The 25,629-nt window shown below is 41.1% G+C and carries 23 protein-coding genes; 12 read left to right on the forward strand and 11 right to left on the reverse strand.

Annotated elements, in window-relative coordinates; genetic code table 11:
- Window positions 1-112 precede the first annotated feature (112 nt).
- Entirely contained in the window at window positions 113-442 is a 330-nt protein-coding gene (locus AC04NP_RS04735) for a hypothetical protein (protein ID WP_482858358.1), read from the forward strand.
- Here AC04NP_RS04735 and AC04NP_RS04740 read toward each other — a convergent pair.
- The gene (locus AC04NP_RS04740; protein WP_482858359.1) at window positions 410-1,693 is read right to left on the reverse strand and encodes a DUF6538 domain-containing protein; all 1,284 of its coding nucleotides are present in this window, start codon (window positions 1,691-1,693) and stop codon (window positions 410-412) included. The genes AC04NP_RS04735 and AC04NP_RS04740 overlap by 33 nt on opposite strands.
- A gap of 490 nt (window positions 1,694-2,183) precedes the next feature.
- Between AC04NP_RS04740 and AC04NP_RS04745 the strand changes: the two genes are divergently transcribed.
- Genes AC04NP_RS04745 through AC04NP_RS04755 form a run of 3 tightly spaced genes read left to right on the forward strand, consistent with a single transcriptional unit; the run spans window position 2,184 to window position 7,742 of the window.
- Window positions 2,184-4,484: a hypothetical protein gene (locus AC04NP_RS04745; RefSeq protein WP_482858360.1), complete on the forward strand. Its 2,301-nt coding sequence runs from the start codon at window positions 2,184-2,186 to the stop codon at window positions 4,482-4,484.
- Between the two features lie 18 nt (window positions 4,485-4,502).
- Window positions 4,503-5,315, forward strand: a complete 813-nt coding sequence (locus tag AC04NP_RS04750; RefSeq protein ID WP_482858361.1) for a hypothetical protein — start codon at window positions 4,503-4,505, stop codon at window positions 5,313-5,315.
- 54 nt (window positions 5,316-5,369) lie between these two features.
- Complete coding sequence (locus AC04NP_RS04755; RefSeq protein ID WP_482858362.1) at window positions 5,370-7,742, forward strand: hypothetical protein; 2,373 nt, start codon at window positions 5,370-5,372, stop codon at window positions 7,740-7,742.
- A 130-nt stretch (window positions 7,743-7,872) separates the two neighbouring features.
- Here AC04NP_RS04755 and AC04NP_RS04760 read toward each other — a convergent pair whose 3' ends face one another.
- From AC04NP_RS04760 to AC04NP_RS04770, 3 genes are all read right to left on the reverse strand, one after another.
- A complete protein-coding gene (locus AC04NP_RS04760) occupies window positions 7,873-8,292 on the reverse strand; it encodes a hypothetical protein (protein ID WP_482858363.1) in 420 nt (139 codons plus the stop codon).
- A 9-nt stretch (window positions 8,293-8,301) separates the two neighbouring features.
- Window positions 8,302-8,523, reverse strand: a complete 222-nt coding sequence (locus tag AC04NP_RS04765; RefSeq protein WP_482858364.1) for a hypothetical protein — start codon at window positions 8,521-8,523, stop codon at window positions 8,302-8,304.
- 350 nt (window positions 8,524-8,873) lie between these two features.
- On the reverse strand, window positions 8,874-9,875 hold the full coding sequence (locus tag AC04NP_RS04770; RefSeq protein ID WP_482858365.1) for a hypothetical protein: 1,002 nt from the start codon (window positions 9,873-9,875) through the stop codon (window positions 8,874-8,876).
- Window positions 9,876-9,994: 119 nt separating this feature from the next.
- Here AC04NP_RS04770 and AC04NP_RS04775 point away from each other — a divergent pair, with 119 nt between their 5' ends.
- The 7 genes from AC04NP_RS04775 to AC04NP_RS04805 all read left to right on the forward strand — a co-directional run bounded on the left by AC04NP_RS04775 (window position 9,995) and on the right by AC04NP_RS04805 (window position 18,200).
- Window positions 9,995-11,293: an OmpA family protein gene (locus AC04NP_RS04775; protein WP_482858366.1), complete on the forward strand. Its 1,299-nt coding sequence runs from the start codon at window positions 9,995-9,997 to the stop codon at window positions 11,291-11,293.
- 251 nt (window positions 11,294-11,544) lie between these two features.
- A complete protein-coding gene (locus AC04NP_RS04780) occupies window positions 11,545-12,213 on the forward strand; it encodes a hypothetical protein (RefSeq protein ID WP_482858367.1) in 669 nt (222 codons plus the stop codon).
- A gap of 140 nt (window positions 12,214-12,353) precedes the next feature.
- The gene (mobF, locus tag AC04NP_RS04785) at window positions 12,354-15,476 is read left to right on the forward strand and encodes a MobF family relaxase (RefSeq protein WP_482858368.1); all 3,123 of its coding nucleotides are present in this window, start codon (window positions 12,354-12,356) and stop codon (window positions 15,474-15,476) included.
- Window positions 15,477-15,496: 20 nt separating this feature from the next.
- The gene (locus AC04NP_RS04790) at window positions 15,497-15,997 is read left to right on the forward strand and encodes a hypothetical protein (protein ID WP_482858369.1); all 501 of its coding nucleotides are present in this window, start codon (window positions 15,497-15,499) and stop codon (window positions 15,995-15,997) included.
- A gap of 88 nt (window positions 15,998-16,085) precedes the next feature.
- Entirely contained in the window at window positions 16,086-16,355 is a 270-nt protein-coding gene (locus tag AC04NP_RS04795) for a helix-turn-helix domain-containing protein (protein WP_482858370.1), read from the forward strand.
- A 3-nt stretch (window positions 16,356-16,358) separates the two neighbouring features.
- Window positions 16,359-16,637: a hypothetical protein gene (locus AC04NP_RS04800; RefSeq protein ID WP_482858371.1), complete on the forward strand. Its 279-nt coding sequence runs from the start codon at window positions 16,359-16,361 to the stop codon at window positions 16,635-16,637.
- A gap of 207 nt (window positions 16,638-16,844) precedes the next feature.
- Window positions 16,845-18,200 (forward strand): type IV secretory system conjugative DNA transfer family protein, encoded by a 1,356-nt coding sequence (locus tag AC04NP_RS04805; protein WP_482858372.1) that lies wholly within the window; start codon window positions 16,845-16,847, stop codon window positions 18,198-18,200.
- A 42-nt stretch (window positions 18,201-18,242) separates the two neighbouring features.
- Here AC04NP_RS04805 and AC04NP_RS04810 read toward each other — a convergent pair whose 3' ends face one another.
- The 7 genes from AC04NP_RS04810 to AC04NP_RS04840 all read right to left on the reverse strand — a co-directional run bounded on the left by AC04NP_RS04810 (window position 18,243) and on the right by AC04NP_RS04840 (window position 22,146).
- Window positions 18,243-18,551, reverse strand: a complete 309-nt coding sequence (locus AC04NP_RS04810) for a type II toxin-antitoxin system RelE/ParE family toxin (protein ID WP_482858373.1) — start codon at window positions 18,549-18,551, stop codon at window positions 18,243-18,245.
- Window positions 18,552-18,809: a hypothetical protein gene (locus AC04NP_RS04815; protein WP_482858374.1), complete on the reverse strand. Its 258-nt coding sequence runs from the start codon at window positions 18,807-18,809 to the stop codon at window positions 18,552-18,554.
- A gap of 85 nt (window positions 18,810-18,894) precedes the next feature.
- Window positions 18,895-19,794: a site-specific integrase gene (locus tag AC04NP_RS04820; RefSeq protein WP_482858375.1), complete on the reverse strand. Its 900-nt coding sequence runs from the start codon at window positions 19,792-19,794 to the stop codon at window positions 18,895-18,897.
- Between the two features lie 43 nt (window positions 19,795-19,837).
- Window positions 19,838-20,236 (reverse strand): hypothetical protein, encoded by a 399-nt coding sequence (locus tag AC04NP_RS04825; RefSeq protein WP_482858376.1) that lies wholly within the window; start codon window positions 20,234-20,236, stop codon window positions 19,838-19,840.
- Window positions 20,237-20,332: 96 nt separating this feature from the next.
- Window positions 20,333-20,734, reverse strand: coding sequence for a hypothetical protein (locus AC04NP_RS04830; RefSeq protein WP_482858377.1), 402 nt, complete (start codon window positions 20,732-20,734; stop codon window positions 20,333-20,335).
- Window positions 20,700-21,164: a hypothetical protein gene (locus AC04NP_RS04835; RefSeq protein ID WP_482858378.1), complete on the reverse strand. Its 465-nt coding sequence runs from the start codon at window positions 21,162-21,164 to the stop codon at window positions 20,700-20,702. Before AC04NP_RS04835 ends, AC04NP_RS04830 begins: the two co-directional genes overlap by 35 nt.
- A gap of 223 nt (window positions 21,165-21,387) precedes the next feature.
- Entirely contained in the window at window positions 21,388-22,146 is a 759-nt protein-coding gene (locus tag AC04NP_RS04840) for a LuxR C-terminal-related transcriptional regulator (RefSeq protein ID WP_482858379.1), read from the reverse strand.
- Between the two features lie 371 nt (window positions 22,147-22,517).
- Here AC04NP_RS04840 and AC04NP_RS04845 point away from each other — a divergent pair, with 371 nt between their 5' ends.
- Window positions 22,518-25,619, forward strand: a complete 3,102-nt coding sequence (locus AC04NP_RS04845; protein WP_482858380.1) for a SusC/RagA family TonB-linked outer membrane protein — start codon at window positions 22,518-22,520, stop codon at window positions 25,617-25,619.
- The last annotated feature ends 10 nt before the right edge of the window (window positions 25,620-25,629 follow it).

The following is a 25,629-nucleotide window of genomic DNA, read 5'->3' on the forward strand; positions in this document are numbered from 1 at the left end:
ACGAACTTCAATTGCACCTCTCAAAATAGAACAAAAAAAGAACATATGCTTGACAAGAGGTCGAATTAGGTATATTTTCCTATATAATTATCCCAACAGTAAGAGAATAAAAATGACCCGGAACTGGGATGCAAAAGCAGCATTAGAAAAATGGGTTGCAAGAAGCCTCCGTTCACCTGTTAATAATCTTCCAACTGATAATTTGAATCCCATTTATTTTTACAAAGAAGGGGATCATATACCTATCTCCGAACTGGAAAGCATTGTCATCAAAACCGCTAGGCTTGTAGACCAACTTGGGCCAGATTACATTGTCATATTTGAAAGGGCTGAACGTGAACTTGAAAAGGCAAAACGAGACATGAATACCTTGGAACGTATTCGCCAAATCGCTCATAGGTCAGAGCATTCAGATTTTGAAAGCAATCTTATCAAGCCATAATTTTTTTTGTTCCAGGCTTGGCCCATCTCCGTAACGCGGTCGTACATATTTATGCCCCATCAGAGCAGCTTGCACTTTATCGGGAGGCTCTACTGCTGTTAACCGATCTTCAAAACTGTGACGCAAGGAATAGAGGCTGTGATTTTTAGAAGGAAATATATTATTTTCTCGGCAATACTTGTTTATAGTTGTTGATATTAAATCGGGCTTACCGTGGTATATCTTGAAACTCCCACCAAGCATTTGAAAGGCATAAAGGGACGCTCCAACCAAAGGTAAATCCCGTTCACTTTGAACAGTTTTGAGCGTTCGTGTATGATTGGGCCTAATGCTGATATACGGAATTTTTGTATCCAAAAAAATATCAGAATCATCCAGACCCACTAACTCAGCTATTCGCGCGCCAGTATCAGACATTGCAAATATTAAAAGCTGGGCCTCAAGGTTAAGACCGTCTGCTTCAAGCTTAAACAAGGTATCCTTGATAAAAGTTTTTGAAAACGGGTAACGTCTACTTTTCTCGACTTTTTTTAATGCAACCTTTTTAAATAATGAATCTACCGAAACATCCAAGGCATGATTATCAACGGCAGTATCAATAATCTTTTTAATAAACCCAAACTCTTTATTGGCGGTGTTTGCCGCGAGATCATATGTCTTAATTCTATTGATCCACCATGTACGAAAATCTAAAATGTCTTTTCGTTCCAAACTCTCTAAGCATTTATTTCCAATCACTTTGATAAAATTTTTAATGGCTTTTTTTCTTGGGTTTCTCCACTTTCTAATCTGGTTTTCTGATAGCCCTCTTAAATTACCTTCTTCATAAGAGAAAAACTCATCTCTGGCTTTTGATATTGTAATTTCAGGCAATTTAACTCCACCCAGAAAAGCGCTTTTTGCTAAGTCATCTGTAGTAATATCAGCGGTATTAATCCGGTTGATAAACTCTGCTAAGGGGGCGTGCTCTACCAAAGCTTGCTTAGATTTATATTGAAAGCCGCAAATCTTAGCATTTAAGACAGCAGCCTGAAATTTTGCCCTTGCCTCATCAACGGTCAGGCCAACAAGAGTTTGCCAGAAATCTTCCAATATCAAATTAAAGTTATGAGCGCGCTGTAAAGCTACAGCCTCACTATCAGTTCCAAGCGGTACCTGGACAAACCTTTTGGGAAATAATGAGTGAAAAGCTGTCGGTACTCTCTTCTGAAAATGAAATTTTTGACCGCGCTTTTTTAAATAATTGGCCACTTAAGCCTCACAAAATTGATCGCGTGTAGGACAAATTGTAGTACATTTTGTAGTACAAAATCAAGCCTCTTTGAACCTAGGGCAAATCTTTATGCGCCCTCATCTTGAATAAAATATATTTAAAAACAGCATGTTAATGAGAATAAAACAAGTTCAATAATTTTAGGGAAATGGCGCGCTCGGGAGGATTGAAACCTCACAAATACTCCATATAAAATATTGATATTAAATTAAAATTTTTGATACAGATATTTTCGACCTCAAAAATGTAGTACAATTTGTAGTACATTTTTTACTTTCATAAATGCTAATAGCAGTAGGGGCAACCTGCCACCTAGAAGAGAGCTTCGTTATGGTTATAAGGCTGCCTGAAAGATATCGAAAATCTGATTGATATAGAAACGACATCACAACCATAACTATTTGATTGACTATGCGTTGATTTATAAATAGTTACGTTAATGACCTAATAGTTAAATGGACTGAAACTATGACCAACCAGCTAAAGCTTTCAAAACTTTCCCCATATTTTCTAGCCCTTTCGCTCAGCACAGCATCCCTGGCTAGCTTTGCGCAAACCGAAGGCAATGAACTCAAGGAAACAATACAAGTTGCTAACCAAAACAATAAAAAATCTTTATCTATTGAGCAAGACACCACCAAATTTGTGCTTTCGGCAAATGACACAATCAGCATGTCTAATTTTTTTAATGCTCATATGGACACAATAATCATTAAAAGATTTTTAAGAATTGAAACAGAGCTGGCAAACGCAAATGCAAAAGAAAAAGAACTCATAGCCTCAGGTGCAGATAAGGGAAAAGAAGCAAAAGGACGTTGGGTACCAGATTTAAAAACAAAAGGTGACGGTGACGCTCCCCCATGGAAATGGATCGAAAAAAAACCTTTCACACCCGATCATCCTGAAATGTACGATTCATTAATATCTATAAAAGAATTTCTATCCATAGCGCGTGATCCGCAAGATACTGCAAAAGTAAACTGGAGTAAATTGCATGAGCTTTATCCTAATACAGAAGAACTCCGATTTAATAACTTATTAGCCTATTCTCTCTACCTAAAAGATAAAGGCATAAACAATCTACCTCAGCTTAAAAAAGCAGAAGGGCCGTTGCTACAGATATCAGAAATAATCAATCAAAATCCGGCAATACCAGCTTTATCACCAGAAAATTATTTGGAGTTATATGAGGAAGTCAAAAACCTTGTTTTATTTGTCAATCCTGATCTTACAGATGAAGGATATGAAATACAGCTTAACTCCGCCATAGACCTATACAGATTCACCGATAAAAATACAGGAGAAGTGCTCGCCGAAGATCTATCAAAAACAATGGGTATGTTCTCCTACATGTCCACGATGCTAAATGATGCCTCCGTTTTCGGCCAATATGACATTGTACGTTCTATGTCACCTATGTTCTCGAAAATTCATCCCGAAGTAGGAAACTATATGGAGCAAGCTTTCGGTGTGATGGATCAACCCCTCGGGCTAGATTTTTCATCTGGCAAAATGAATATGTCGTATGACAATCTGCAAAATAATTATTTTGATTTTTTCGATTCCTCAGAAAACTTCAAAGACGGCTCTTCACTAGAAGACAAAAGCTCAACAAGCAGCATTGACGCCAGGGAAGATGCCTACATGCTTCGAATTGGAATGAGCGCCGGATTCGGTCAATTTGACCCAGGAAACAACAAAGCAAGAGCAGCCTTTATGACATCAGATAATGGCTTATCTGAAGCAGGGTTTAAAAAAGCTAGGTCGAATTTGGGATCAGCTCTTCAGGAAGCAATAAACTTTGAACTGAGCAAAGTTGGTGGAGCCATAAATCCTGAATTTGGCGCAAGCGCTATTCCATCTCAAGCCGAGCTTAGTACTGCAACATTCGGTGCAATTACACTCTTTACATCTGAAGTAGTGGAAACGTCTCTTGCCGGCGTTGGTATAATAGGCAGATCAGTTGCAACAGGTGCAGCAATAGGTAGCGTTATTGGCCCTAGTGGAGCAACCGCTGGCGCAATAGGTGGAGGTTTGGTTGGTGTTGGAATAGTGGCAAATAATCTCCATGACGCGACCACTGAATTTCAATCAAACCTTAACAAAATTAACCCGGATCAGGGTCGGCGCTGGAAATTTGATAATATAGGAAATAACACTGGAAGTAATAGTGGTAATGGTTCTGTAGCAAAACAGAAAAATGACACTGGAAGTAATAGTGGTAGTGGTTCTGTAGCAAAACAGAAAGAAGAAGACAATAAGCGACAGGAACAAAGAGAACAGGAACAAAGAGAACAGGAACAAAGAGAACAGGAACAAAGGGATAAGGATAAATACAAAAGACCACTATACGAAGGAGACAGAAGACATAGTGGTTGTGAGGTGCCTCCGGATTGGAGAATAGACAAAGACGATTACCTTGATCGCAAGTCATTGGATACCAGATACCTAATCAAAGAAATGCAACGTGTAACTAGAAATTTGAACGCTCAAATAACGCAAGATTTCCTGAATCCCAGACGTAGTATGCGAAGACTTGGATCATCTAAGTACACGCTCTCTTATGAGCAATTTTCACAAAGACCTGTAACCACACGCCTCAAAATGTTGGGAAAATTTGCACGTCGTTTTCAAAATAGACCCTTGTCCCGAATTTGGGTTCCCGATCCAGTAAAGGTAACTAACCCTCCACGCACCCCTGTTGATCGAAAAAATGAAACTTCTCCCAGCACAAATGACCAGAATAAGCCTTTTCGTGACTTTGAATAAATAAATGGACTGAAAACTATGCCCAACCAGCTAAAACTTTCGAAACTATCCCCCTATTTTCTTGCCCTATCTTTGAGTGTTTCACCTTTGATTGGACAAAACCAAGTTGCTGAGAAACAGCCTCAAACCACAACGCAAATGGCGAATGATAATCGACCAGACCCAACGCCTGAAAGTGTGCTTGCCAATTACATTTTTGGAACCAAAACTGTAAGTGCAATGAGAGAAAATCCGGAAATTTTTCAGTCATTATGGAACGGTCGTATTAATGAAAAAAATGCCCTGGCAGAAATCAAAAGGATAGAAGAACTGCAAACAAATCCTGTTTGGATTGAGGCCGTCAACACGCCAATTTTGGATCTAAATGCACCAGCAAAATATGAATGGGAAAAAAGGGTCTGGGAAAACAAAGAAGATTTACTCAAAAAAATGCTGGAGACTCCAGAAATAGTTAACGAACTCGCACATGATTTGTACGATATGAAAGCCAATGGGACTATGCCCCCCGCGCTCTCCAAGCTTTACGACAAAGTCAAAGAAATTGAAGGCACCAATAAATTGCCGCGATCTACAGAGTTGGATGCACTTGAGATAGAATATGGAAGTGACTACGTGCTTGAGACCTCAAAATTCTATTATGACTTAAAATCGAAACGCTTGAACGATAACCAGATAAGCGATGTTTTAACGGGCAAGATAAAAAGAGAAGAGCTCCAATCCTTATCAAAAATGACCGATAAGGAATATAAAACATTTATTGAGAATAATTTCATCATAAAAATTAATAATTCTCGATCTTCGGCAAATAACTATAATACTGCCATAAAATAGCATCATCAAAATGTAAAACAATTTAGCTCTTATGGATTTGCACTTTCTTCAACATTGGCACTATTTGATCCTAAAAAGGCACATGTGGTTGCTCAAACCAATAACGCTCTTACAAGCATCTACAAAGGTATGGACGCCTTAAAAATCGCCAGTGAATATAACGAAAGTTTTGATTTTACCGCTTTTGGAAATGTGGTGTCAGGCTTTGGAGCTCTTGTTAATTTAATGCAAGGCAGTAATGGACAATCTCCGGATGAAGTGCAGATTGAAATGCTTCAGGCAATTCTCAAAAATCAACAAGAGATGATGAAAGAAATACGGGAGTTAAGAAGTGATGTTTGGCAGATTCAGTATAGCTTAAACCGACTATCGCGCATTATTGAACTTAACCAAAATGAAATCATAGACGAACTCAAATATATTGAAAAACGACTTGAAGATATAGAACGGGAAGTTTTTGATACTCAGGATTTAATAAAAGTTGTTAGCCATAATGAAGAAATGATACGTGTTTTAAAGGACAAAGGAGCGCTATTAGGCGAATTTTATAACGCTGCTGGCAATGATATTGATGAAGACCTTTGGAGCGCATTACAAGAATCCTACAATGGCGTGAGCTTAGACAATTTAGAAGATCCTGGTGATACATTTTCTAAAATTAGAAGCCATTTAAACAGCATAGCTGCTTTTGCAACCGATATTCTAGAAAATGATAAAATAAATACCGCATATTTAGATAAAGCGAACATTGAAGGTTTTAACCTCAACAAACTAAAAGACCGTCTTGACTCAACAAATATTTACTGGGACTGGGGGCTTTTGCCTAGTATAGGCTCCTGGCTAAACCAATATATTGAGAATGGGTCTATTGGCTATTCATCTCATAATTCACTAAGGTATAATGGAAAAACCCTAGAGAAATTAAAAGGCCACATTATTAACCCGCAAGTATTTGCGCAATCTTTATCTGAATATATGGATATTGTTAAATATCGTTGGTTGGATCACGACAACGAAGGCAATGTTCAACAAGACAAAAACGCCATAGAATTCTGTGAAGATTTAAAGCAGATTGAAAAAACCATTGACGCCATGCGCCAACATATACCTCTGGCCTTTGCCGTTTTTGAGTACGAACTGAAAAAGCTCGAAGATGCGCACTTTGACTATATCTACAGAGAAGCTTTCGATAACAACCTCATTTATCACGACCATTATATTGAAAAAAGCCCAGAATCCGTGTTGGATTTTCAATCTTCCCAAAGATATAGCGACGGTACGAGATTCGAATATGATTACACATCTGCTGGTAATAAAAGAGTTATATACAGTGAAGAAGCCGGATGGCTAAAAGTTTATACGAAAAATGACATCTTTTTCAAAGACGACCGCATTAATAGAGAACAAATAACTAAAAAATTAGAAAGTCTTTCTGATTCAAAGTTTATGGCATTGGCGGAATGGACGGGCATCGGCATTCGCTCAGTACTCGCAAAAACAATTACAAGCAGCTATTATACACGCTTTGACGTAGGAAATGGTTCCAGACAATTAAAACTTAATTATTACCATGAAGCTAAAGAATATCTGGAGCCTCATCCTAGCTTGAACGGTATACACAGCTCCCCTACACCTTACATGTATTCTCATCGCCGAATACTGCCCCAGTTAGACGCCGACCACCCGATGTTAGTCATTAAATATCCAATTGCCGATCCCGATGCGATCGCTCAACAGCAAAAGAACCTAACAAACCTTAAACAAGTTGTTGCTCACGAAATTTTCACCAAAGTTGGAAATATTGGCAAATACTGGTCTGGAAACTTGAATAAAAATCCAGAATATTATTTAGGTAATCTCTACAGGGCTCATTTTGTTCTAAAAACGCTAGTAGAGGGGGCATATGGCAAAGATTATAGTAACAAGCCAAAACTGGGCGAAATTTCAAATAAAATGGATATAATAGAAAAGATTTTTGACTTTATTGAACGAAAGTGGATGGATGAACAACATTCATTTGACCTTCGACCGGAAGTCTTCCAGATGTTCTACTACCAAAACAAGCATTCTCTGGATAGATATGTGGATCATATTAAAACCGAAAAAGCTAAAGAGTTTTTCAAGGCTGCAGAAGCCCAAATAGGCCTACCTCTATCTTCAGATTTAACTCACAATACCGATCCTGAATTTGATTTAAATAACATAGAAAAACGTAAGAAAATGATTTTTGATGCTCGTAGTGCGGGCAATATGCCTAATATACCTGCGCGTACCGTCAAAATTTATGAAGTTGATGTGCCTGATGCCCCCAAGAACGGCTTAGCTCCTCTCAAAAAGGCATATAAAATGATAGAGATTGCTTCGCAAAGACAAGATATGATTCATACGAAGGATTGCCTCCCCTCAGCTGCACCAGGAAATGAATGATTTTTCTGATAGATACCAATTTAACCCTTAATTTCTTAAGTAGGCGGAATTTGCATCATACAATTAGGAAAAACAAATAGTAAAAACTGCCTTCAATCCGGGCACAGAAAACATGATTTCTTTAAACATTTTACTTAATATTCATTCCTGTATCAGGATCGGTGGAACTTTTGAAATTTGCGCATTTCAAGTCATAGTAGGCTTCTTTTAGCTTCCCAACATTGTACCCGCCAGACATTTCAGCGTATTCAATAAATGTCAGTATTCTTTCCTCGTCATTAAGTTCGCGCTTTGGTTGAGAATTTGCAGCGTCCCTTAAAACTTGTGTCAATCGTGACGACTCATTGCGGTCTAAATCCACATCGCCAAAAGTGATCTTTATGTCAATGTTCAATAGCTCTACATTCCAGTTAAACTTTTGCAATGAACCCATTGCACCCTCAAATTCATCGGAAAACCATATCTTATCTTCGGGATTTTTTAATTCGTAAAGCTGCACAAATTTCTTAAATATTCCCCTTAAAACCATCCAGTCTCTCCATGCTTTCACGTTGAGAATTTAGCCCATTTTTAAATCATTATGGGACTTTATGTCAAGAGTTTTATTAACATAATGCACAATTTTATCCTTAATAGCTGTTCCGTCTATTGCAAGATTCTTATAGGGTTCAAGCTCTACCCCCAGCTCACCTAGCGCTCTCATCCTACTAGAAATGTTCTGTTCTTTATAAAAAATCATAATATATTTGCAAAATCCTAAGGCAATTCCTAGCTGAGCCATGCTAAAAGTAGCCATGTTAACATCCCCCAAAATTAGAACAAAGTATCGTTCCGCCTTAATTCAAAAATATTATTAAAAGAATCAAAATCTTCTTTACTTTCGATTGTTTTCTCTATCTGTGAACAGTCAATTTGAGGAATTGCGAGTTTTAAGTCTTTGATTAAATCATTTAGCAACCGATTCTGCTTATTCCGATAACCAGAAACTTCCTCAATTAGAGAAGTTTGCGGACTAGCTATAAATAATTTTGGGTTTTTTAATTCCAAAAACCTTCGTTCTCTATTACCCACAAATTTTTTAATTCTCTCCTGAAAATTCCCATAGATAGAATTACCAAATTGCTTAAGGTTCTAATATGGAGCAGGCACCCTATAAAAATTTTCACTTTTGACCGCCAAAAAATTCTGAATAGCTTCTGGAAGAGCATCAAATTTCTCTCTGGACTCATCAGCAAAAAAAAATTTAAGTGGCGCTAACGTATCCGTTTTTTCTTTCGATTTCACGCGTTCAAGAACTTTTTCGGTTATCTTTTCTAAAACAAGCGATCCTGAATATATGTTCTTTTGGTCGTAAGTGGTATAAGCACCAAATAATATCTCATATTTCTTGTTAGGATAGTCAACTTTAAAATGAAGTTCTCGCGTAGCCTGTGGCCTTGGTTTGTTGGTCAGATCAAAGCACCAAACTGAACTTTTCTGAATCTGCCAACATTTGCCATAATAGTCTTCACTCTGTGCCTCAACCAAATTTGTCATCTCAACAGATAAGTTTGTAAAGACCTTAAGGATTGTCCTTGCAAGTTTTAATCTCCTATCAGTACGATCTGTAGCGTATAAAAAATATAAAAACCATTCATGCCGAAGCGCTTTCTCATCAGGAGGCATTTTCTCAATATTGACCACTTCACTTTCTTTGTCTTCACTTTTATCTTTGAATGGATCTTCTTTTTCTCGTCTGAATATTGCAATACAAAGACACAACCTTTCTACGGTATCTATTAAATCAAATATGTCCTCTCTGCTCTTAAAAATTTTGCCACCTTCCTCTATGACCTTGGCCAACTCATTTAATTCCTCCTTCAGAAGATAAATAGCGTCTTTCTTCATTCCACTCACCCCCTTTTTCAGGTGCGGATTTTCATCTAAAAATTTGCTGAATTTAGCCTTATCCAATTTTTTGAGAGCTGTGCGTAAATCTTGTTCAAGCTTTAGGATACGTTCCTTTCGTTCCTGAATCATTTGGTAGTGAAGTTCTGGTTCAATTTTGCTAGAAAATTCTGGAATTGTCTGAAAAATTCTGGAATTGTCGGGAATATAACAAATACCTCCCAAAGACCCAAATCCATTGGTCAAGCCGACTAATCCAGATAAAAATGTTTCTGGTTTATTCTATTGATCTACAGATACTTATGTCTAGGTTTCCGCTTCATATTGAAATTTTTATTGCATGTTTCACTTAAAAAAATTGAAAAATGAAGAAGATGGAAAATCCTAAGAGCTGGTTTCTTAGAACCGGCACAACGCTTTTCTCTTTTGTACAGTCCGGGGGAAAACAAACCCCAGAACCAGACAAAGAGAAATCAAAAAATGAACAGGTTGAATATTTCAACAGAGTTGAAATCAATGAGCTGCTATTACACAAAGCTTTCCTTATCACTGCAATTGGCCTTTTTTCCCTGTTGGTACTTGATATTAACCAGGTACACGCCTCCAATAAACCAGTACAAAGCGACACGGTTAAATCCTATCCTGATATATCCGGTGTATGGATTGCAGAGGCTAAGGAAAGTTGGGTACACACCTTTTCCAGAAGTGAAATCATTGCAGATACAACGAAGCAGGAAAAGAAATTTTGGGACAAGTTACTGAAAAACATATTTGGCAGTGATGGCAAACCTAAAATGAAAAAGGTTCAGAAGAAAATTGAACAACCCTTTACGGGATATGTAGATTTTGAATTGAGCCTGGTATCAATGGGGGGCAAGGTAGAAGGTACTTTTCTAACCAATGTTTTTGAAGACAGTGCCAAGACCAAAAAAATGGTCATGCGAGAGATCGCACTTAAAGGGACATATGACAACGGGATAATCCTTTTGGACTATCAAGACCTGCTCAATCATTATGCGGCAGTCGGTTCAACCACCGATTATGCATTCAACCTCTCAGGAAAAGCCATTCAAAAAGATGGGTACGATTATCTGCAAATTAAGTATGTCAGCAAGGAAAACAAATTCTTTAGAGGCGTTCGCAGATCTGGCGCTTCAACTGTGATTTTTGAAACGAAAGAGGAGCTCCTAGATGAACCTTACAACGGTGGTTCAGCCTCAGAAATCAAAGTTAGACGTAAATCCGCCTATACCGACGAAAAGAAAACTGAACTCATGGAAAAGACGGGGTTTTTCCGGCAATCTGACAGCATTTTCAACAATATAATGTTTGTCCGAAGTGACCATAAATTTTTGACAGAAGAAGACAGTTTAGAAGCCGTGAGAATTGCAAAGCTTCTTTCAACTTTCCCCAATTGGAGCGTGCAAATTACTGGACACACCGACAATACCGGATCGTGGAAGAAAAATATGAAACTTTCCCAGCAACGTGTAGAGGCCATAAAAACTCTTCCGGTTCAGCAAGGAATAAACAGCGCACGAATAAAAACACGGTTCTTTGGGCCATTCAGGCCATTAACCAAAAACCGTACTGAACAAGAAAAAGCGATAAACAGACGCGTTAGAGTCCGCATAATTCCGTACAAACTTACCTCAAATTTATAACGGTCATGGTGTAAATACAGCGGATGCCGGCTTTGATGCCTGCCGAGTTGCGAGCCGAAGCTCAAGCTATCGCATATAGATAAGCCTACACTCCACACAACAGAGATTAGTGAGGCATGTCTTAGCTCCTTATAACGATAGTTAAGCACTAAAATTTTCTAAATCAATTTTTTGAACCCAACACAAAAATCACGACTATGATTACTTCTCATTCAAACCAAGGCGACTTCAAACCAAAAAAAATACGAAAATTGCAAGATGATGCTCTGATCGTCGGAATAACGGAAAGTAAGATATTCCACCTGCTATTTTTCAAATTTAAAGAAAGCCTCTGGCAAATGCTCAGGCAGTATATGTCGGCCAATGGTGTTATCCTGTCTTACGGTTTAATCGGATTAACCCGGTACAAACATGGCTCTTGTCTTGGATTAACAGTTTTTTTCCTAAGTACGCTCCTGATTTATAACTCTGCAAAACTCTGGCCGTTAACGCCTGTTGCTATTTTTTCAATACCGTTTCTGCCGATCTTCAATAGCCTTGATGATCTTGTCAACCTGCTCTTTATTAATATCCGTAGTCAGAATCTGCTGATTTACGGAGGCGTATTTGCTTTGGTTTCCCTTACCAACACCGTCATGAACTGGCTGGGATTTCAAAACAAAAGCCATACAACGCGAGGGGTAAGCTGGCTATATCTGCTCTTTGATAAATTACTATCCAGGTACATCCCTGTTTCTGAATTTTTCATCTGCTGTTTTGTGGAGCCTGTTCTGGCCATTGGTGCAGGGATATATCTTTGGCGTTCCGGTATAGATGCAACCTTTGGCAGTTTTCTTATCCTAATGGGCACAAACGAGATCGTGTTTCAATTAATTGAGCATTCTCATAGGGTGCGGGTTCAAACTTTTCTAAAGGGATAAGGGCATTTAAAATAGGAATATATTGACATTCAGGTCACTAACAGATATATAAATTAGGACGATTAAGCGGCATATTTATTGTCAATCACAATAATGCCGCCCTCTTCCTTTCCCCAAAAAATCAACAAGCCGAACACGATATGGTCAATTTCAACAAATTCGACTCCATTGCTGCTGTCGTCAATTATTATGACGATGGTTACGCCACAGAGCGTGAATCTAAAATAAGAGATTACTATATGGAAGAAAACGTCCCGGCCCAATGGGATGGCGAGCTTTCAAAACGGTTAGGTCTTCATAAAAAGCAAGTAACGCGGGAAAATATTGGCGATCTTGCTGGCAGGACTCATCCTGAAACAAAAGAATCTTTAGCCGTTAACAAGGTCGAAAATGCGGTTGCAGGCTATGACGTAACCGTGCTTCCTCCGAAGAGCCTAGGCATACTGGATACGTTCACAAACGACCCGGAAATCGGGAAGGCTATGAAAGACGCCAATCATGAACTGATGCAGGAGATCCAAAGATATGCGCAAACCCAAGCTAATACACAGGATGAACGATTTTACGAAGATACACAAAGCATCTGTTGGTCTACTTTTCGGCATGAGGTTGGAAGGCCTGTAAAAATCGAAAAAGACGGCCGGACGCTTCACCTGCCTGATATGTTACCCCATTTTCACAATTTTATTGCTCCGACAACCTTTAGTCAGGAAAAAAACCGCTTTCAGGCCCTGGAAATGAGAAATATTCATAGGCAGGCTTACTACTTTCAAGCCTACCTGCACTCCCATTTAAGCCACCGTTTGCAAAAGGCAGGATACCAAATAGCACGCACCCACGATGGCTTTTTTGAGATTGCAGGCGTCTCACGATCCATCATTGAGCGCTATTCAAATCGAAGCCGCGAGATCGACGAATATGCCAGAAAACACAACATCACCGATCCTAAAAAAAAGGCGGAGCTGGCAAAAAAAACCAGAAACGCCAAGAATAAATCGGTGAGTAAAGCTGAAATGTATGAGTTGTGGAAAGAAAGGCTCACCAAGGCGGAGTTTGAAGCCCTTCAAAACATCAAAGGAAACACAAAACAACAATCCAAACCAATTTCACCAAAAGAGGCTATAGATAAATCGCTTGAACATTTTCTGGAAAGAAACTCGGTGGTTCAGGAAAAAAGAGTTCTAGCCCATGCTTTAACGCTCAGCTATGGGCATCTCCTGCCCCAGGATGTGAGCCGCGAGCTTAACAGCCGCGATAATATTCTGCGCTCAGATATTGAAACAATCACCCACATAACCACGCGCGAGATGGTGCGCACCGAGGATAAAATGATTTTGTCTGCTACGCAGGGAAAGGGCAAGTTCCCTGCCCTTAACCCTGATTATAAACCCAAACAGGATTTTCTAAATGAGCAGCAGCGCAAGGCCATTAAGGACATTCTGACCTCAAATGATCAGGTAACGATATTAAGAGGCTCCGCCGGTGTCGGCAAAACATCACTACTTACGGAAGTGCAGAGCGGCATTGCAGAGACAGGAAAATCTCTATTTTCCGTTGCTCCGTCTTCACAAGCCAGCAAGGTTTTAAAGCACAAAGGATTTGAGGCCGATACAATTGCCGGGCTGCTTCACAATCCAAAACTTCAGGAAAAGCTTCGTAACAATGTTCTACTGGTTGATGAGGCCGGTATGTGCGGGGTTAAAACCATGTCGGAGATTTTGGCTTTAACGAAAAAACACAACGCAATGCTTGTGCTTAGCGCCGATACACGCCAGCACGGCCCTCCAGGCCAATACGGTGATGCCATGCGCATTTTACAGGATAAAGCAAAACTGAAAACCGCCACGGTTCACAAAATAATGAGGCAAAAGCCACAGAAATATCGCAAAGCTGTTGAAAAACTGGCTGCTGGCCAGACGTTAGAAGGCTATCAGGCTTTCAACAGGATGGGGGCCGTCAAGGAAATCCCGGATCATGAAGAGCGTCTAAATCAAATAGCAGATGACTATGTAAGCTCAATCACCAAAAACAGATCGGCTTTAATTGTAAGCCCTACCCACTTAGAGGGGGAAAAAATCAACGAAGTCGTACGCGAAAAATTAAGAGCAAAGGGGCGCATTCAGGGAAACGAGCGCAGCTTTGATACGCTTAAAAACCTGTCTTTCACCGAAAGCCAAAAGAAGGACTTGGTAAACTACTCGGAAGGTCAGGTGATCCGATTTGTTAAAGCCCAGAAGAAAGGCTTTAAGGCCGGCTCACATTACGAAGTTCTACCAACTGAAAATCAGAAAAATATATCGGTTCGGGATTTAAAATCAGGGGAGATATTAAAGCTCCCCCATGACAATCCCGAACATTATCAGGTCTATCAAAGAGGGCAGCTTTCTATTGCCAAAGGCGATTTAATCAGGCTGACCAATAATTCAAAGACAATTGAAAACACCAAAGCCAATAATGGCACAACCTATCAGATCAAGGGCTTCACAAAAACCGGTGATATCAAACTGAGCAATGGCAAAACGCTTCCCAAGGATATTTACCATTTCAAGCACGGCTATGCGGAAACAAGCCATAGCAGCCAAAGTAAGACAGTTCAGGATGTTTTTGTTTCAATGTCCGATTTGTCTTTTGCCGCAACGAATGAACAGGCTTTCTACGTGGCAGCATCCAGGGGCACGCATTCCGTATCCATTTATACATCGGATAAGAAAGAGCTAAAAAGTGCCATCGTGAAAAGCGGTGAAAGATTAACTGCGCGCGAAGTTGCCGATGATCATGAACGGCAATTATTGCAGCGTAAACAGCGCGCACATTACTACTCTTTAACCAAAAAATCGAAAAACAATGAAAGAATTAGACAACTCGACAAATCCACTCCGGGGCCAGTTTCCGGAAACATGGAATATGACCGGACAGATAATAATGAACACTCCGAGGAAGCCCGTACAGCACAAATGCAGTATTATGCCATTGGCGCAGAGGGTGAATTACATTTTGACCTAATCAAGCGATCTGGCAGGGAATACAGTATTCCCTATCCTCTACTGCCTTACTTCATATTAACGGACAACAGTCTAATCACAATTATAGCCCATGAGCTGTTCATTAGCGTCGAAGGCAGAAATCTTCGTCAGGTACGCGATCACCTGAAAAAACGAACACTTATATGGATGAAGGAATCCCCGTCTGGAAAAGATGACGGTCAGGCAAATGTGTTCATTTCGAACATTTCTATAGGAGGAAAGGCTTTGGGCAATGCTTAAGAAAATTAAACTTATGAAATATGAAATCATCTGCAAAAGGAAAATCACATGAGCATAATCAGGACAAAGAAGATCATTTGGCTCCTACCAGTATTGAACAGGATAACAAGCCGGATAAAGACCAGAGCAAAGGCGCAAATTTAACGCATGGAGGGCTACAAAACCGCCTCGATCTATATAGCCGCATTGGCGAAAACATGGATCAATATTTTAAAGTTCAGACCATAATTGAAAGATACCGGGAGCAAATTAAAGAGATTGAAGCCAACCGGTCGAAAGCTGACATTTATTACGGACAGGGTATCAGAGCCGGACTACCCCACACCCACCATGACATAATAAAAGATACGCGCGAGCGATCAGATCAACTGCTTCGGGATGATGTTGCAAGCAAGGCTAAATCCTATTACAGCGAGAATAACAGCCTGAGTAAGTATTTCCGCGAACATCAGCCCCCCAGGGAAGAATTGAGACAAACTTTTGAGAAAATGAAAGATAAAGGGATCGATAGGGAAAGGTAGAGGCATTTTATGGCCGGGGGCATCTGGGCAGATCAAACAAATTGGATGTAAAAAAGAACATTTTTTAACGCATAACAATAGGAGAAAAATGAACATAATAATGATGGAAGAAGAGGCTTTTTACAAGCTCATAGAACAGGTGGTGGAGCGTTTAAGCGCAGAGCATAACGCACCGGCCGAGCGCTGGATTGATGGAGAAGAAGCCATGAAAATGCTGAAATTAAAATCTAAAACAACATTGCAAAACTATAGAGATGAGGGGAAAATCAGATTTTCCCAGCCAAGCAAGAAGGTCATTCTCTATGACAGGTTTTCGATTGAAGAATTTATAGAAAATAATGCCAAAGACACATTTTAAGATATGGAAGATTTAAAGGTCTCTGAAGAATACAAAAAAGCGTATAACCACGCTGATATGATCTGCCGCTTCATGCCTCATTTACTAAAGGACATGAAAATACCGGAAAAAGAACCGGGTGAATACACAAAAGGTTTTCAGGATCGTATTAAGCAATTTGAAAAAGAACGGCAGATTATTAAGAGTTTTTCCCGCGAAAACCTGCGCGAAAAATATGCATCTATTCTAGCTGACCAGTACAAGGGCCAAGACAAGGATATCGAAAAAGAAAAAGAAAAATAATAAACCATCAAAAAATTTAGTTATGAACTTTTTTAAAAGAACAAAACCAAACAAGGCAATAAATAGCTATGAAGACCTTTTAGACCAGGAACTGTACCCGGAACAGGCACGAAAATCACATGGGCCGACGCTGTTGAAGGTACATTAATAACAGGAGCAACAGGAAGCGGCAAGTCATCCGGCCCAGGCCGACACGCCGCATTAGCCATGCTTAAAAGCGGGCTAGGATTTTGCGTATTGTGTGCCAAATCTGATGAAAAAGATCGTTGGGTAAAATATGCAAAAGAAACAGGGCGTGAGAACGATCTTGTGATTTTCAATAAAGAAAAAGACCTGAAATTTAATTTTCTAAAATATGAAGTAGAGCGCGCTGGGGATGGTGCGGATGAGGTTAATAACGTCGTGAATTTACTCATGAGCCTTAATGAGCAAATAAGAATTCATTTGGCCGGTGGGGATGGAAAGGAAGAGCCATTTTGGAATAGTGCGCAGAGGCGTGTTATAAGCCGCGTTATCTTATTTCTCATGCTTGTCGGTGAAGAAGTCACCATTGTCAACATACGCAAAGTTATAATAGATGGCTTTAAGAAGAATGAACCAAAGATATATTTCCACCTGAAAAACCTGGTAACAACAGAAGAGGAAATTGATCATGAAGAACGAAAAGGTGCGGCTAAAGAACTAAAAAATTGGATCGAGTCCAACTATTTTCTGACATTGCTGGAGAGAATTTTCAAAAAACAATTTGGCGCAATGGAACTTGAAGAAGAAGCTAAAACAAACACCGAATACTGGATTAAGGAATTCCCGGAAGTTCCTGACAAAACAAAAAGCTCCATCACCGAGGGTATTTTGGGCATAATAGAGCCATTCATGAACAGGGGCATATTGAAAAATCAGTTTTCTCATGGACTAAGCGAGGCGTTATGCCCTGAAAATATTGTTAAGCAGAAAAAAATTGTAATTATTGATTTTCCAATTAAAAAATACGGTCTGTCAGCTGTTTTTGCTGCCACGATTTACAAAACATCTTTTCAATCAGCTATGGAACGGCGAAAAATCGAAGAAGAAACTGACCCAAAACCAGTGTGCTTATGGATTGATGAGTACCAGACCTATTGCTCACCTATGACTGATCCACAGTTCCAAAGCACTGCGCGGAGTTCATGGGTAGCATCAGTATATATTACCCAAAACCTACAAAACCTGTTCTTTGTTATGGGGGGCAATCAGCCAGAAGCTAGAGCCAAAAGCTTACTCGGCAATTTGAACCTAAAATACTTTGCCAGCAATGCTTGCTTTGAAACGAATAGCTGGGCTTCTCAGATGATTGGACAACATTATGCTGATGATCAAAAGTTGAGCATTAGCAAGGATATGGAGTTAAGCAAGACCAAATCCAAAGTACTTAGGCCCCGCATTATGCCCGATCATTTCACAACCCTGAAAACCGGCAGAAGGGCTAATAAATACAAGATTGAAACCGTTGTATTTAAAGCAGGAAAAACATGGAGCAAGGAGAAAAAAAATTTTGCGATAGTAGAGTTTAGTCAGAAGACATGAAAAAACCAATGATTTAAACAAGAACAGATAACCGGGACGGCTCTATTTTAATCTGTTTTTCAGGCGCGTCATTAAATCCATTCGCTCATGAAACATCGCTATAATCATTAAGGGGCCATTGTCCCGGACAAGGCCAAAAATGTAATGCTTTTGGCAATGCTTAATACGGACAGTGCGATCCTTTACCGCGATCTCTTTAAAATGGCCCTCGTGCTTGGCCATGGATTCAATGCAGCCTATCAGGCCTGCCATATATTTTTCAGTTTGTGTCACGCCGTGACGCTCAAGGGTATATTCAACAATCTCCTGCCAATCATTTAGCGCCGCATGACTTCTTTCATACAACGCCATTTAGCGGCCTTTCCGGTTTTGAATAATGTCTTTGGTTAACTGCTCAAAAGTCTTTTCGGACGGCGGGTTGTTTTCTGCCGCCTCTATACGATCCGACAAAATAGAATAAAGCTCTTCCCAAGCCTGATCTTCATCCGTTCCGGCTTCGGGAAAGAGCTTCCCCAACACATAATCCTTAACGCTCTTGCCCTGTAAAGCGGCCAGAACTTTTATTTTTTGGTGCTGCTCACCGGATACGTCTATTACTAAACGGCTCATAATTCTTCTCTTTCTTTTAATATTATAACGTACAATTACATAAATGTACAAATGTACAATTATGTAGAATAAAAAACAAAAATATCTAACTATTTAAAACACTTTCCAATGCCTCATCGGCTTCCTTATGTATGAAATTTGCCTGATAGTTGATTGTGGTTTTCAAGTCAGTATGCCGGTAAAGCTTTTGCAGCATCAAGGGGTGGATATTATCACCGGCTATGTTTCCGAAGGAATGGCGCGCTATATGGTTTGAGAGGTTCTTCTCAATTTCACAGTCCTTGGCAATCTGTTTCAGATATTTGTTTAAAAGCTTTGTGGCATTGCGCATCTTGGTAAAAAGGTCTTTTTTTAGCTTCCTGACCCGGCGGTTCAGCGCACCCATAACGCGGTTTTGCGTCTTGGAAGCCGCTGTGTGCTTTCGATCCACACTTTTAATTTGCCTGGTAGCCTGGACTATTCCGGAGAAATTTCGTTTTACACCTTTGGAATTATTCAGGGCATTTTTGGTATTGGTACGGATCGCCTTTCTGAGTGTGGCAATATCTTTTTGGGTAGCAATGGATTTTGGCAACCTGAAAGGTATACTTCGCCCTGACCTGGTTCGAAGACGTCCTAACAGACGGGACTTCCCTGAAACGGCCGTACTGGGAATAGAAGGTCTGGGGACAAATGGCCTGACAGACCTCCGGCGACGTGACCGCCTGCGGTTCAGAATTCTATTGATGCCACCTATTGCTCCACCGATTCCTTTCGCAATAAAGGGCGCGGCGATGCCTAACGCAGGCAAAAATTCCGCTGCATCGTCGTCATCGTCGACATCAAATTCTGCGGAATCATCGTCATCAATGTCAAATTCGGCAGCGTCATCATCATCATCGATGTCAAATTCGGCAGAATCATAGTCGTCCATGTCAAATTCTGCTGATTCTGTGTAATCTTCGGTCAAAGCTTCGGTGTCGCCACCATAAGCTTCTCCATTCATTGCATACATAATTTTAACAATTTAGTTTAACAAATTTTTTTATTCAGGCGCTGGTTGTATCAGCCACTTTTTCCCCATCTGTCTCGAGATGGTATAGTGAGGGGTGCTTTTTTAATGAAGGTTTTATGTAATAATCAAATTGCTCCTGATCCAATTCAAAATATCCCGGCTCTCCCTTACCGTTGCATTTTTCACAATCAGGATCACCTCCCCAGCATTCACACGCACCCACTGCTCCTGAAAAAGCCGCGTTTACATCAATAAAAAAATCGAGATACTTAAGAATCTGCTTCTTTTCTTTGATCAGCTTTTGAATTTTTTTCTTTAGTTCCAGATTGATGTTAAGGAGCTTTTTTGTTTGTCCTTTGGTTTTATCATTCTGAATGCTTCCCGGATCTCCGGTTCCCTGCCGGGCCTGTTGCGCCATCAACTGCGCAATCATTTGAGCTTTGGGATTCTTCCCGCCATTTGATTGATCATGGCAGCGATTGGATCTTGCACGTTGTTGTTCATGGTTATTTTGTTTGCTTGCTTTCTGTTAGTTTTCTAAAAACACATCCGCAAATTGGCGGGCCCTCGATTCGGGGGACGAAGGGTCTGCCACATATTCTCCTGATTCATCCAGAAGGTAATCAGCATCGTCTTCGTGATGATCCCGGATAAATTCCATCTTCGCCATCTTGGCATATTCGGCAATGGCGTTCAGTACTGCACCTTCCCTGACCTCGGTATCGCTTTCACCGATCCTGGTCGCTCTGCTGACTCCGGTGCCGGCGAGGTTGGTTATCATATTGATGATGTTCGGATCCTGTAATATCGATGAAAGCACCTGTAAGGCCGTTTGCCCGGCCTGACCAATCTGCCTTCCTCCGGTCCTGCCTGCTGAGGGGACGCCTGTATTGCGGTTACGACGGGCAGGCTGTGCAGAACGCGAACCCACAGACCGTACCGCGCGTTTGGCAGGAGCTGCCGGCCGCCGTGCCGGCCTGGATGGCGCGTGAAGGCGCCCTTCTTCGATTCAACAATCCGCCCACAGCCTTGATAGCTACCGGGGCCAATGCCGATACCAGGGGCCCGACCAAAGCTCCCCAGGCGATTTCCATGTATGCCTCAGCGTCTACCGGATGCATTCCGGCCGTATCATGGTTTATTTTTTCTGCCAAACTGGCCATTTCGGCTTTGAATTCGGGGCTTACGTGGTCTTCCCAGTCCATTTCCCTCCCTTCCATTTCCAGATGGGAGTCGGTGGTGTCATAAACATCATCAATAAGTTCACCGATCCATTCATCGGGAATTGCCTCCTCGTGGTCAGTCCATGCATCGAACGGGTAATCATCTGGTTCAAATGTATCGAAGTACATATGTGTCAATATTTTAAAAGTTAAAACTGGTTCAGGATATTTCTTTTGGCATGAGGGGAAACCAAATCAAATTAAAATATCATCAGTGTGAAGGTAATAAGTACACCGGCTTACCACAATCCTAAAAAATGAGGATTTTACAGAAAAAGATACAGAAATCAACGCTGGAACAACCAACAGGGTATTGGTTAACAATGATTTACAAAAAAACTCAGGGATCGATACCATTAGTTTAGCCCAGCCAGAAATGCTTGGAGGCTTTGTTGATAAGCTCTGCGGTATTTTTGGCGGTAAACTTTTGCAGCAGGTTTTTCCGATGGGAAATTACGGTGGTATTACTAATAAAAAGCTGATCGGCAATTTCCTTGGTAGAAAGCCCCGTGGCAATGAGTTGCAATACCTCTTTCTCACGCCTGGAAATATTGAGATCCGATTTCTGATCAAGCATAATTTCCATGAGTTGGGGAAATGAAGTATCACTGGAAATTTCGCTAAAAAAGGCGCTCCTTTTGTTCGTAAGCGCTGCGAGGCCATTGGGTGGTGCCCCATGAAGGGCTTTTGCCAGGTTATTGGAAAAGTTAATCCATGTTTTTTGCCGGATTTCAGATAGAGAATAACTGAGTTTTTTTAAAAAACCTATGCAGTTCTCAGGTTTATTGTCTGCTCCGTAGGTTAAGATGATTCCTGTGTTTTCTACCCAAACCCATTGCTGCCGGTCATGTTGCAAACGGTATTTATGATGTATGATGTTGATGCTGTCATTTCCCTTTCTGGTTATCTGATTGACAAAGCCGGCATGCTCTTTCAGTATCCTCGGATAATCGGCAGGATGAATGAGGGAATACAGATGTTCTAACCCTTTATCTAAAAATCTTTCTGGCAGATAGCCCAGTAAGTCAAAGATGGATGGGCTTACATACAGGTACTTGCCCTGACGGAAATTCAGTAAATAAACGGTTACGTCTTTAATCTTATCAATCTGATTATTCATAGTATTGAAATAGATTTTACCCGAAAAATATTTACGAATTCCTAAACCGGTATATGCTTTATGAAAAATCAAGTAGAAAGTAACCTTAATTTTGCAATAAAACTATCTTTAACTGTATTTTTTATTGAATAGGCAACCGGGACAGCGGGACAAGATTTAGACAGACCGTTACAATATTTTTCAGACTGGTTTTTCAGATCGGCCAATCAGCATCAGAAAGTCCATTTTTAAATAAGATTATCCATGGATGAGCGGTCGGGCATTCCTTAAATTTAAGAATTTAATATGAGAATAAAAGTGTATTATCCATCATTCTACAGGATCCAAATACGCTTTAGTTAACAAATTTTTAACGACTAAACTATCTTTATATGGAAAACTTATTACCAAGACCAAAGCGCACTGTATATTGGTTTTTGGCCCTCTTACTTTGTTGTTATGGCACGGCAACCAACGCTCAAACTACTGTATCCGGCACGGTCACAGATGCTGAAACCAATTCGGGCATGCCCGGTGTAAATGTGATCGTAAAAGGTATGGTTAATGGCACTGTTACCGATGTTAACGGAAAGTACAGCCTCCAGGTACCGGAAGAAGGTAAAGTACTGGTATTTTCTTCGGTCGGCTATGAAACCACGGAAATTGAAATAAATGGACGCAGTGTCATCGATGTGGCCATGGCATCTGATCTCCAGTCACTTTCAGAAGTGGTAGTGATTGGGTACGGAACCGTCAAAAAGAGTGACCTTACCGGTTCCGTTGCCTCTATCAAAGGCGAGTCGGTTAAGGAGTTTCCTGTTACCTCCGTAGACCAGGCCATACAATCCAGGGCACCGGGTGTACAGGTAACCCAGGCCTCTGCCGCACCGGGCGGCGGGGTTTCAGTAAGGATCAGGGGCTCCAACTCCATTAACAGTGGCAGTGAGCCCTTATATGTCATCGATGGATTTCCCATTTATCCTGACAACAATGTCTATGGCCTTGGGGGTAACAGGAGATCGTCTAATGTACTGGCTTCAATCAATCCCAATGATATCGAATCCATTGAAATCCTGAAAGATGCCTCCGCCACATCCATTTACGGGTCGAGGGGTTCCAATGGTGTCGTATTGATCACCACAAAAAGGGGCAAATCCGGAGAGACCAAAATTGACTACGACGGTTCGGTTTCTGTTCAAAGGATCGCCAAAAAAATTGACAGGCTGAATGGCGCCGAGTTTGCTACCTATCTGAATACCCTGGAAGAAAGCCAGGGTGGCGCCCCGATCTTTTCACCCGATGAGATCAGGGAAATCGGTGAAGGAACCGATTGGCTGGACGAGGTATTGCAGACAGGAATGATTCATAATCATCAGCTCAGTTTTACCGGAGGAAATGCAAAATCCCGCTTCGCATTAATCGGCAACTATCATGAAAATAAAGGTATTATCAAGGAAACGGATTTTCGTCGGTTTGGTATACGGCTAAACCTCGACAATGATGTTTTAAATGACCGTTTAAACATCAGTTCAAGCTGGACTTATAACCGGACCGTTTCCAACAATGCTCCCACCGATCGTGGCGGCCCGGGCGGAATTATCATTACCGCGCTTGGCCTGGATCCAACCGTTCCCGTACGTGATGCGAATGGTGACTTTGAACTGGCCTCGTATGACGGGCGCTTTTTCACCAATCCCCTGCAAGAGCTGGAATTCGCCTCAGACCAGGATTTTAACAACCGGGTGTTGGGTAATACGGCCTTTACTTTCAAAATACTGGAAGGGCTTAATTTTAAAACCAGTATCGGCGCAGACATTATCAGTGGTAACAGGGTATCATTTTTACCGGTAGATATTACAAGGCTCGGCCGTGAAAGAGGCGGTGACCTCACCAATGCCAATAGAAATTCCGCCAACCTGTTGAATGAAAACATCCTTTCATTTAACAAGCAGATTGGCCAGGATCATTTTATCGATGTGGTGGCAGGTTATACTTTCCAGAAAGAGGTAAACCGTTTTTCCAGGGCCAACACCTGGGGGTTACCGGCTGCTACGGTGGACCAGGCCCAATTACAAGGTGGCACCAACATCCAGATTCCCTTTTCGGAAAGAATAGAATGGATCCTGAAATCCTATTTAGGAAGGGTTAATTACAATTTTAAAGAAAGGTATTTATTCACTTTCACATTCCGCCGGGACGGATCATCCAGGTTCGGTGAAGAAAACAAGTGGGCCAACTTCCCCTCCGTTGCCCTGGGTTGGAGGATTGCGGAAGAGAACTTTTTCCGGAACTCAGGCCTTTCATCAGCCATATCAGATATAAAACTGAGAACAAGTTGGGGGATCACCGGAAACTCAGAAATCCCGGTGTATAATTCCCTGGCCAACCTGCGTGAAAGAAATTATGTACTGAACGATGAACTGGTGCTTGGATTGGCCGATGAACGGCTCCCCAACCCTGACTTGAAATGGGAATCGACGACCATGTTCAATATTGGCCTGGATATTTCCTTCCTGCAGAACAGGTTGAACCTCACAGCAGATTACTTCTTCAATGAAACCGAGAATCTGTTGTTGTTCGTTTCTATTCCTCCCAGCCTTGGCTTTGAAAATATCCTGAAAAACTCGGGAACACTTGAAAACAAGGGCTTTGAACTGGGTTTGAACTATGTAGTGATGGACAGCAAGGATTTCAAGTGGGAGCTTTCAGGCAATGTTTCAGTGCTGCGCAATGAGATTACCGACCTGGGTGGCAGTGCCCCCTTTTTCTCTACCTCCACCAGCGGGCACCTGGGTGTGGATGGAAGCTGGGTCGAATCGGGCAATCCGATTGGTGTATGGCGGGGTTATAAGTTTACGGGCATATTCCAAAGCCAGGAAGAGGTCGATACCAACCCCTCCAGATCGGGAGACAGGCCTGGCTACCCAAGATACCAGGATACTGACGGCAACGGGGAAATCACCCCGGATGATTTTGTGATCATTGGCGATCCCAACCCCGACTTCACCTGGGCACTCAACTCAACTATCAATTACAAAAACTTTGATTTCACCTTCTTTTTCCGGGGTGTACATGGCAATGATGTAAGGAATCTGCAGCAATCCGAAATAGGTGACGGCATTCAAAAGATCAATCAGATCTCGACCATTCTTACTGATTCATGGTCACCTGCCAACACCGGAGCTTCACGCCCTGTTATAGACGCCAACCGCGATTTTGCCAACTCTTACCGTGACTCGGACTTTTTCATAGAAGATGGTTCGTTTATCAGGTTGCAGAATGTTATGATCGGTTATAACCTGCCGGTCTCCAAGCCATTTATTCGCAATGCCAGAGTGTATGTCAGCGCTCAAAACCCTTTTGTAATTACTGACTATACCGGTTTTGATCCTGAAGTAAACAACCAGGGACAAAATAACCTTAACCGGGCCGATGACTATGATGCCTATCCAAGGGCCAGGATCTTTACACTAGGGGTTAATTTAGGTTTATAATAAAATATAA

This window comes from Agaribacillus sp. DX54 (genome assembly GCF_056858335.1).

What these genes read in the sequence shown, in the direction of transcription:
- AC04NP_RS04735 (WP_482858358.1), top strand. Translation starts at nt 113, where the DNA reads ATGACCCGGAACTGGGATGCAAAAGCAGCATTAGAAAAATGGGTTGCA.
- AC04NP_RS04745 (WP_482858360.1), top strand. Translation starts at nt 2,184, where the DNA reads ATGACCAACCAGCTAAAGCTTTCAAAACTTTCCCCATATTTTCTAGCC.
- AC04NP_RS04750 (WP_482858361.1), top strand. Translation starts at nt 4,503, where the DNA reads ATGCCCAACCAGCTAAAACTTTCGAAACTATCCCCCTATTTTCTTGCC.
- AC04NP_RS04765 (WP_482858364.1), bottom strand. Translation starts at nt 8,523, where the DNA reads ATGGCTCAGCTAGGAATTGCCTTAGGATTTTGCAAATATATTATGATT.
- AC04NP_RS04775 (WP_482858366.1), top strand. Translation starts at nt 9,995, where the DNA reads ATGAAGAAGATGGAAAATCCTAAGAGCTGGTTTCTTAGAACCGGCACA.
- mobF (WP_482858368.1), top strand. Translation starts at nt 12,354, where the DNA reads ATGGTCAATTTCAACAAATTCGACTCCATTGCTGCTGTCGTCAATTAT.
- AC04NP_RS04790 (WP_482858369.1), top strand. Translation starts at nt 15,497, where the DNA reads ATGAAATCATCTGCAAAAGGAAAATCACATGAGCATAATCAGGACAAA.
- AC04NP_RS04795 (WP_482858370.1), top strand. Translation starts at nt 16,086, where the DNA reads ATGAACATAATAATGATGGAAGAAGAGGCTTTTTACAAGCTCATAGAA.
- AC04NP_RS04800 (WP_482858371.1), top strand. Translation starts at nt 16,359, where the DNA reads ATGGAAGATTTAAAGGTCTCTGAAGAATACAAAAAAGCGTATAACCAC.
- AC04NP_RS04805 (WP_482858372.1), top strand. Translation starts at nt 16,845, where the DNA reads ATGCTTAAAAGCGGGCTAGGATTTTGCGTATTGTGTGCCAAATCTGAT.
- AC04NP_RS04810 (WP_482858373.1), bottom strand. Translation starts at nt 18,551, where the DNA reads ATGGCGTTGTATGAAAGAAGTCATGCGGCGCTAAATGATTGGCAGGAG.
- AC04NP_RS04815 (WP_482858374.1), bottom strand. Translation starts at nt 18,809, where the DNA reads ATGAGCCGTTTAGTAATAGACGTATCCGGTGAGCAGCACCAAAAAATA.
- AC04NP_RS04820 (WP_482858375.1), bottom strand. Translation starts at nt 19,794, where the DNA reads ATGAATGGAGAAGCTTATGGTGGCGACACCGAAGCTTTGACCGAAGAT.
- AC04NP_RS04825 (WP_482858376.1), bottom strand. Translation starts at nt 20,236, where the DNA reads ATGATTGCGCAGTTGATGGCGCAACAGGCCCGGCAGGGAACCGGAGAT.
- AC04NP_RS04840 (WP_482858379.1), bottom strand. Translation starts at nt 22,146, where the DNA reads ATGAATAATCAGATTGATAAGATTAAAGACGTAACCGTTTATTTACTG.
- AC04NP_RS04845 (WP_482858380.1), top strand. Translation starts at nt 22,518, where the DNA reads ATGGAAAACTTATTACCAAGACCAAAGCGCACTGTATATTGGTTTTTG.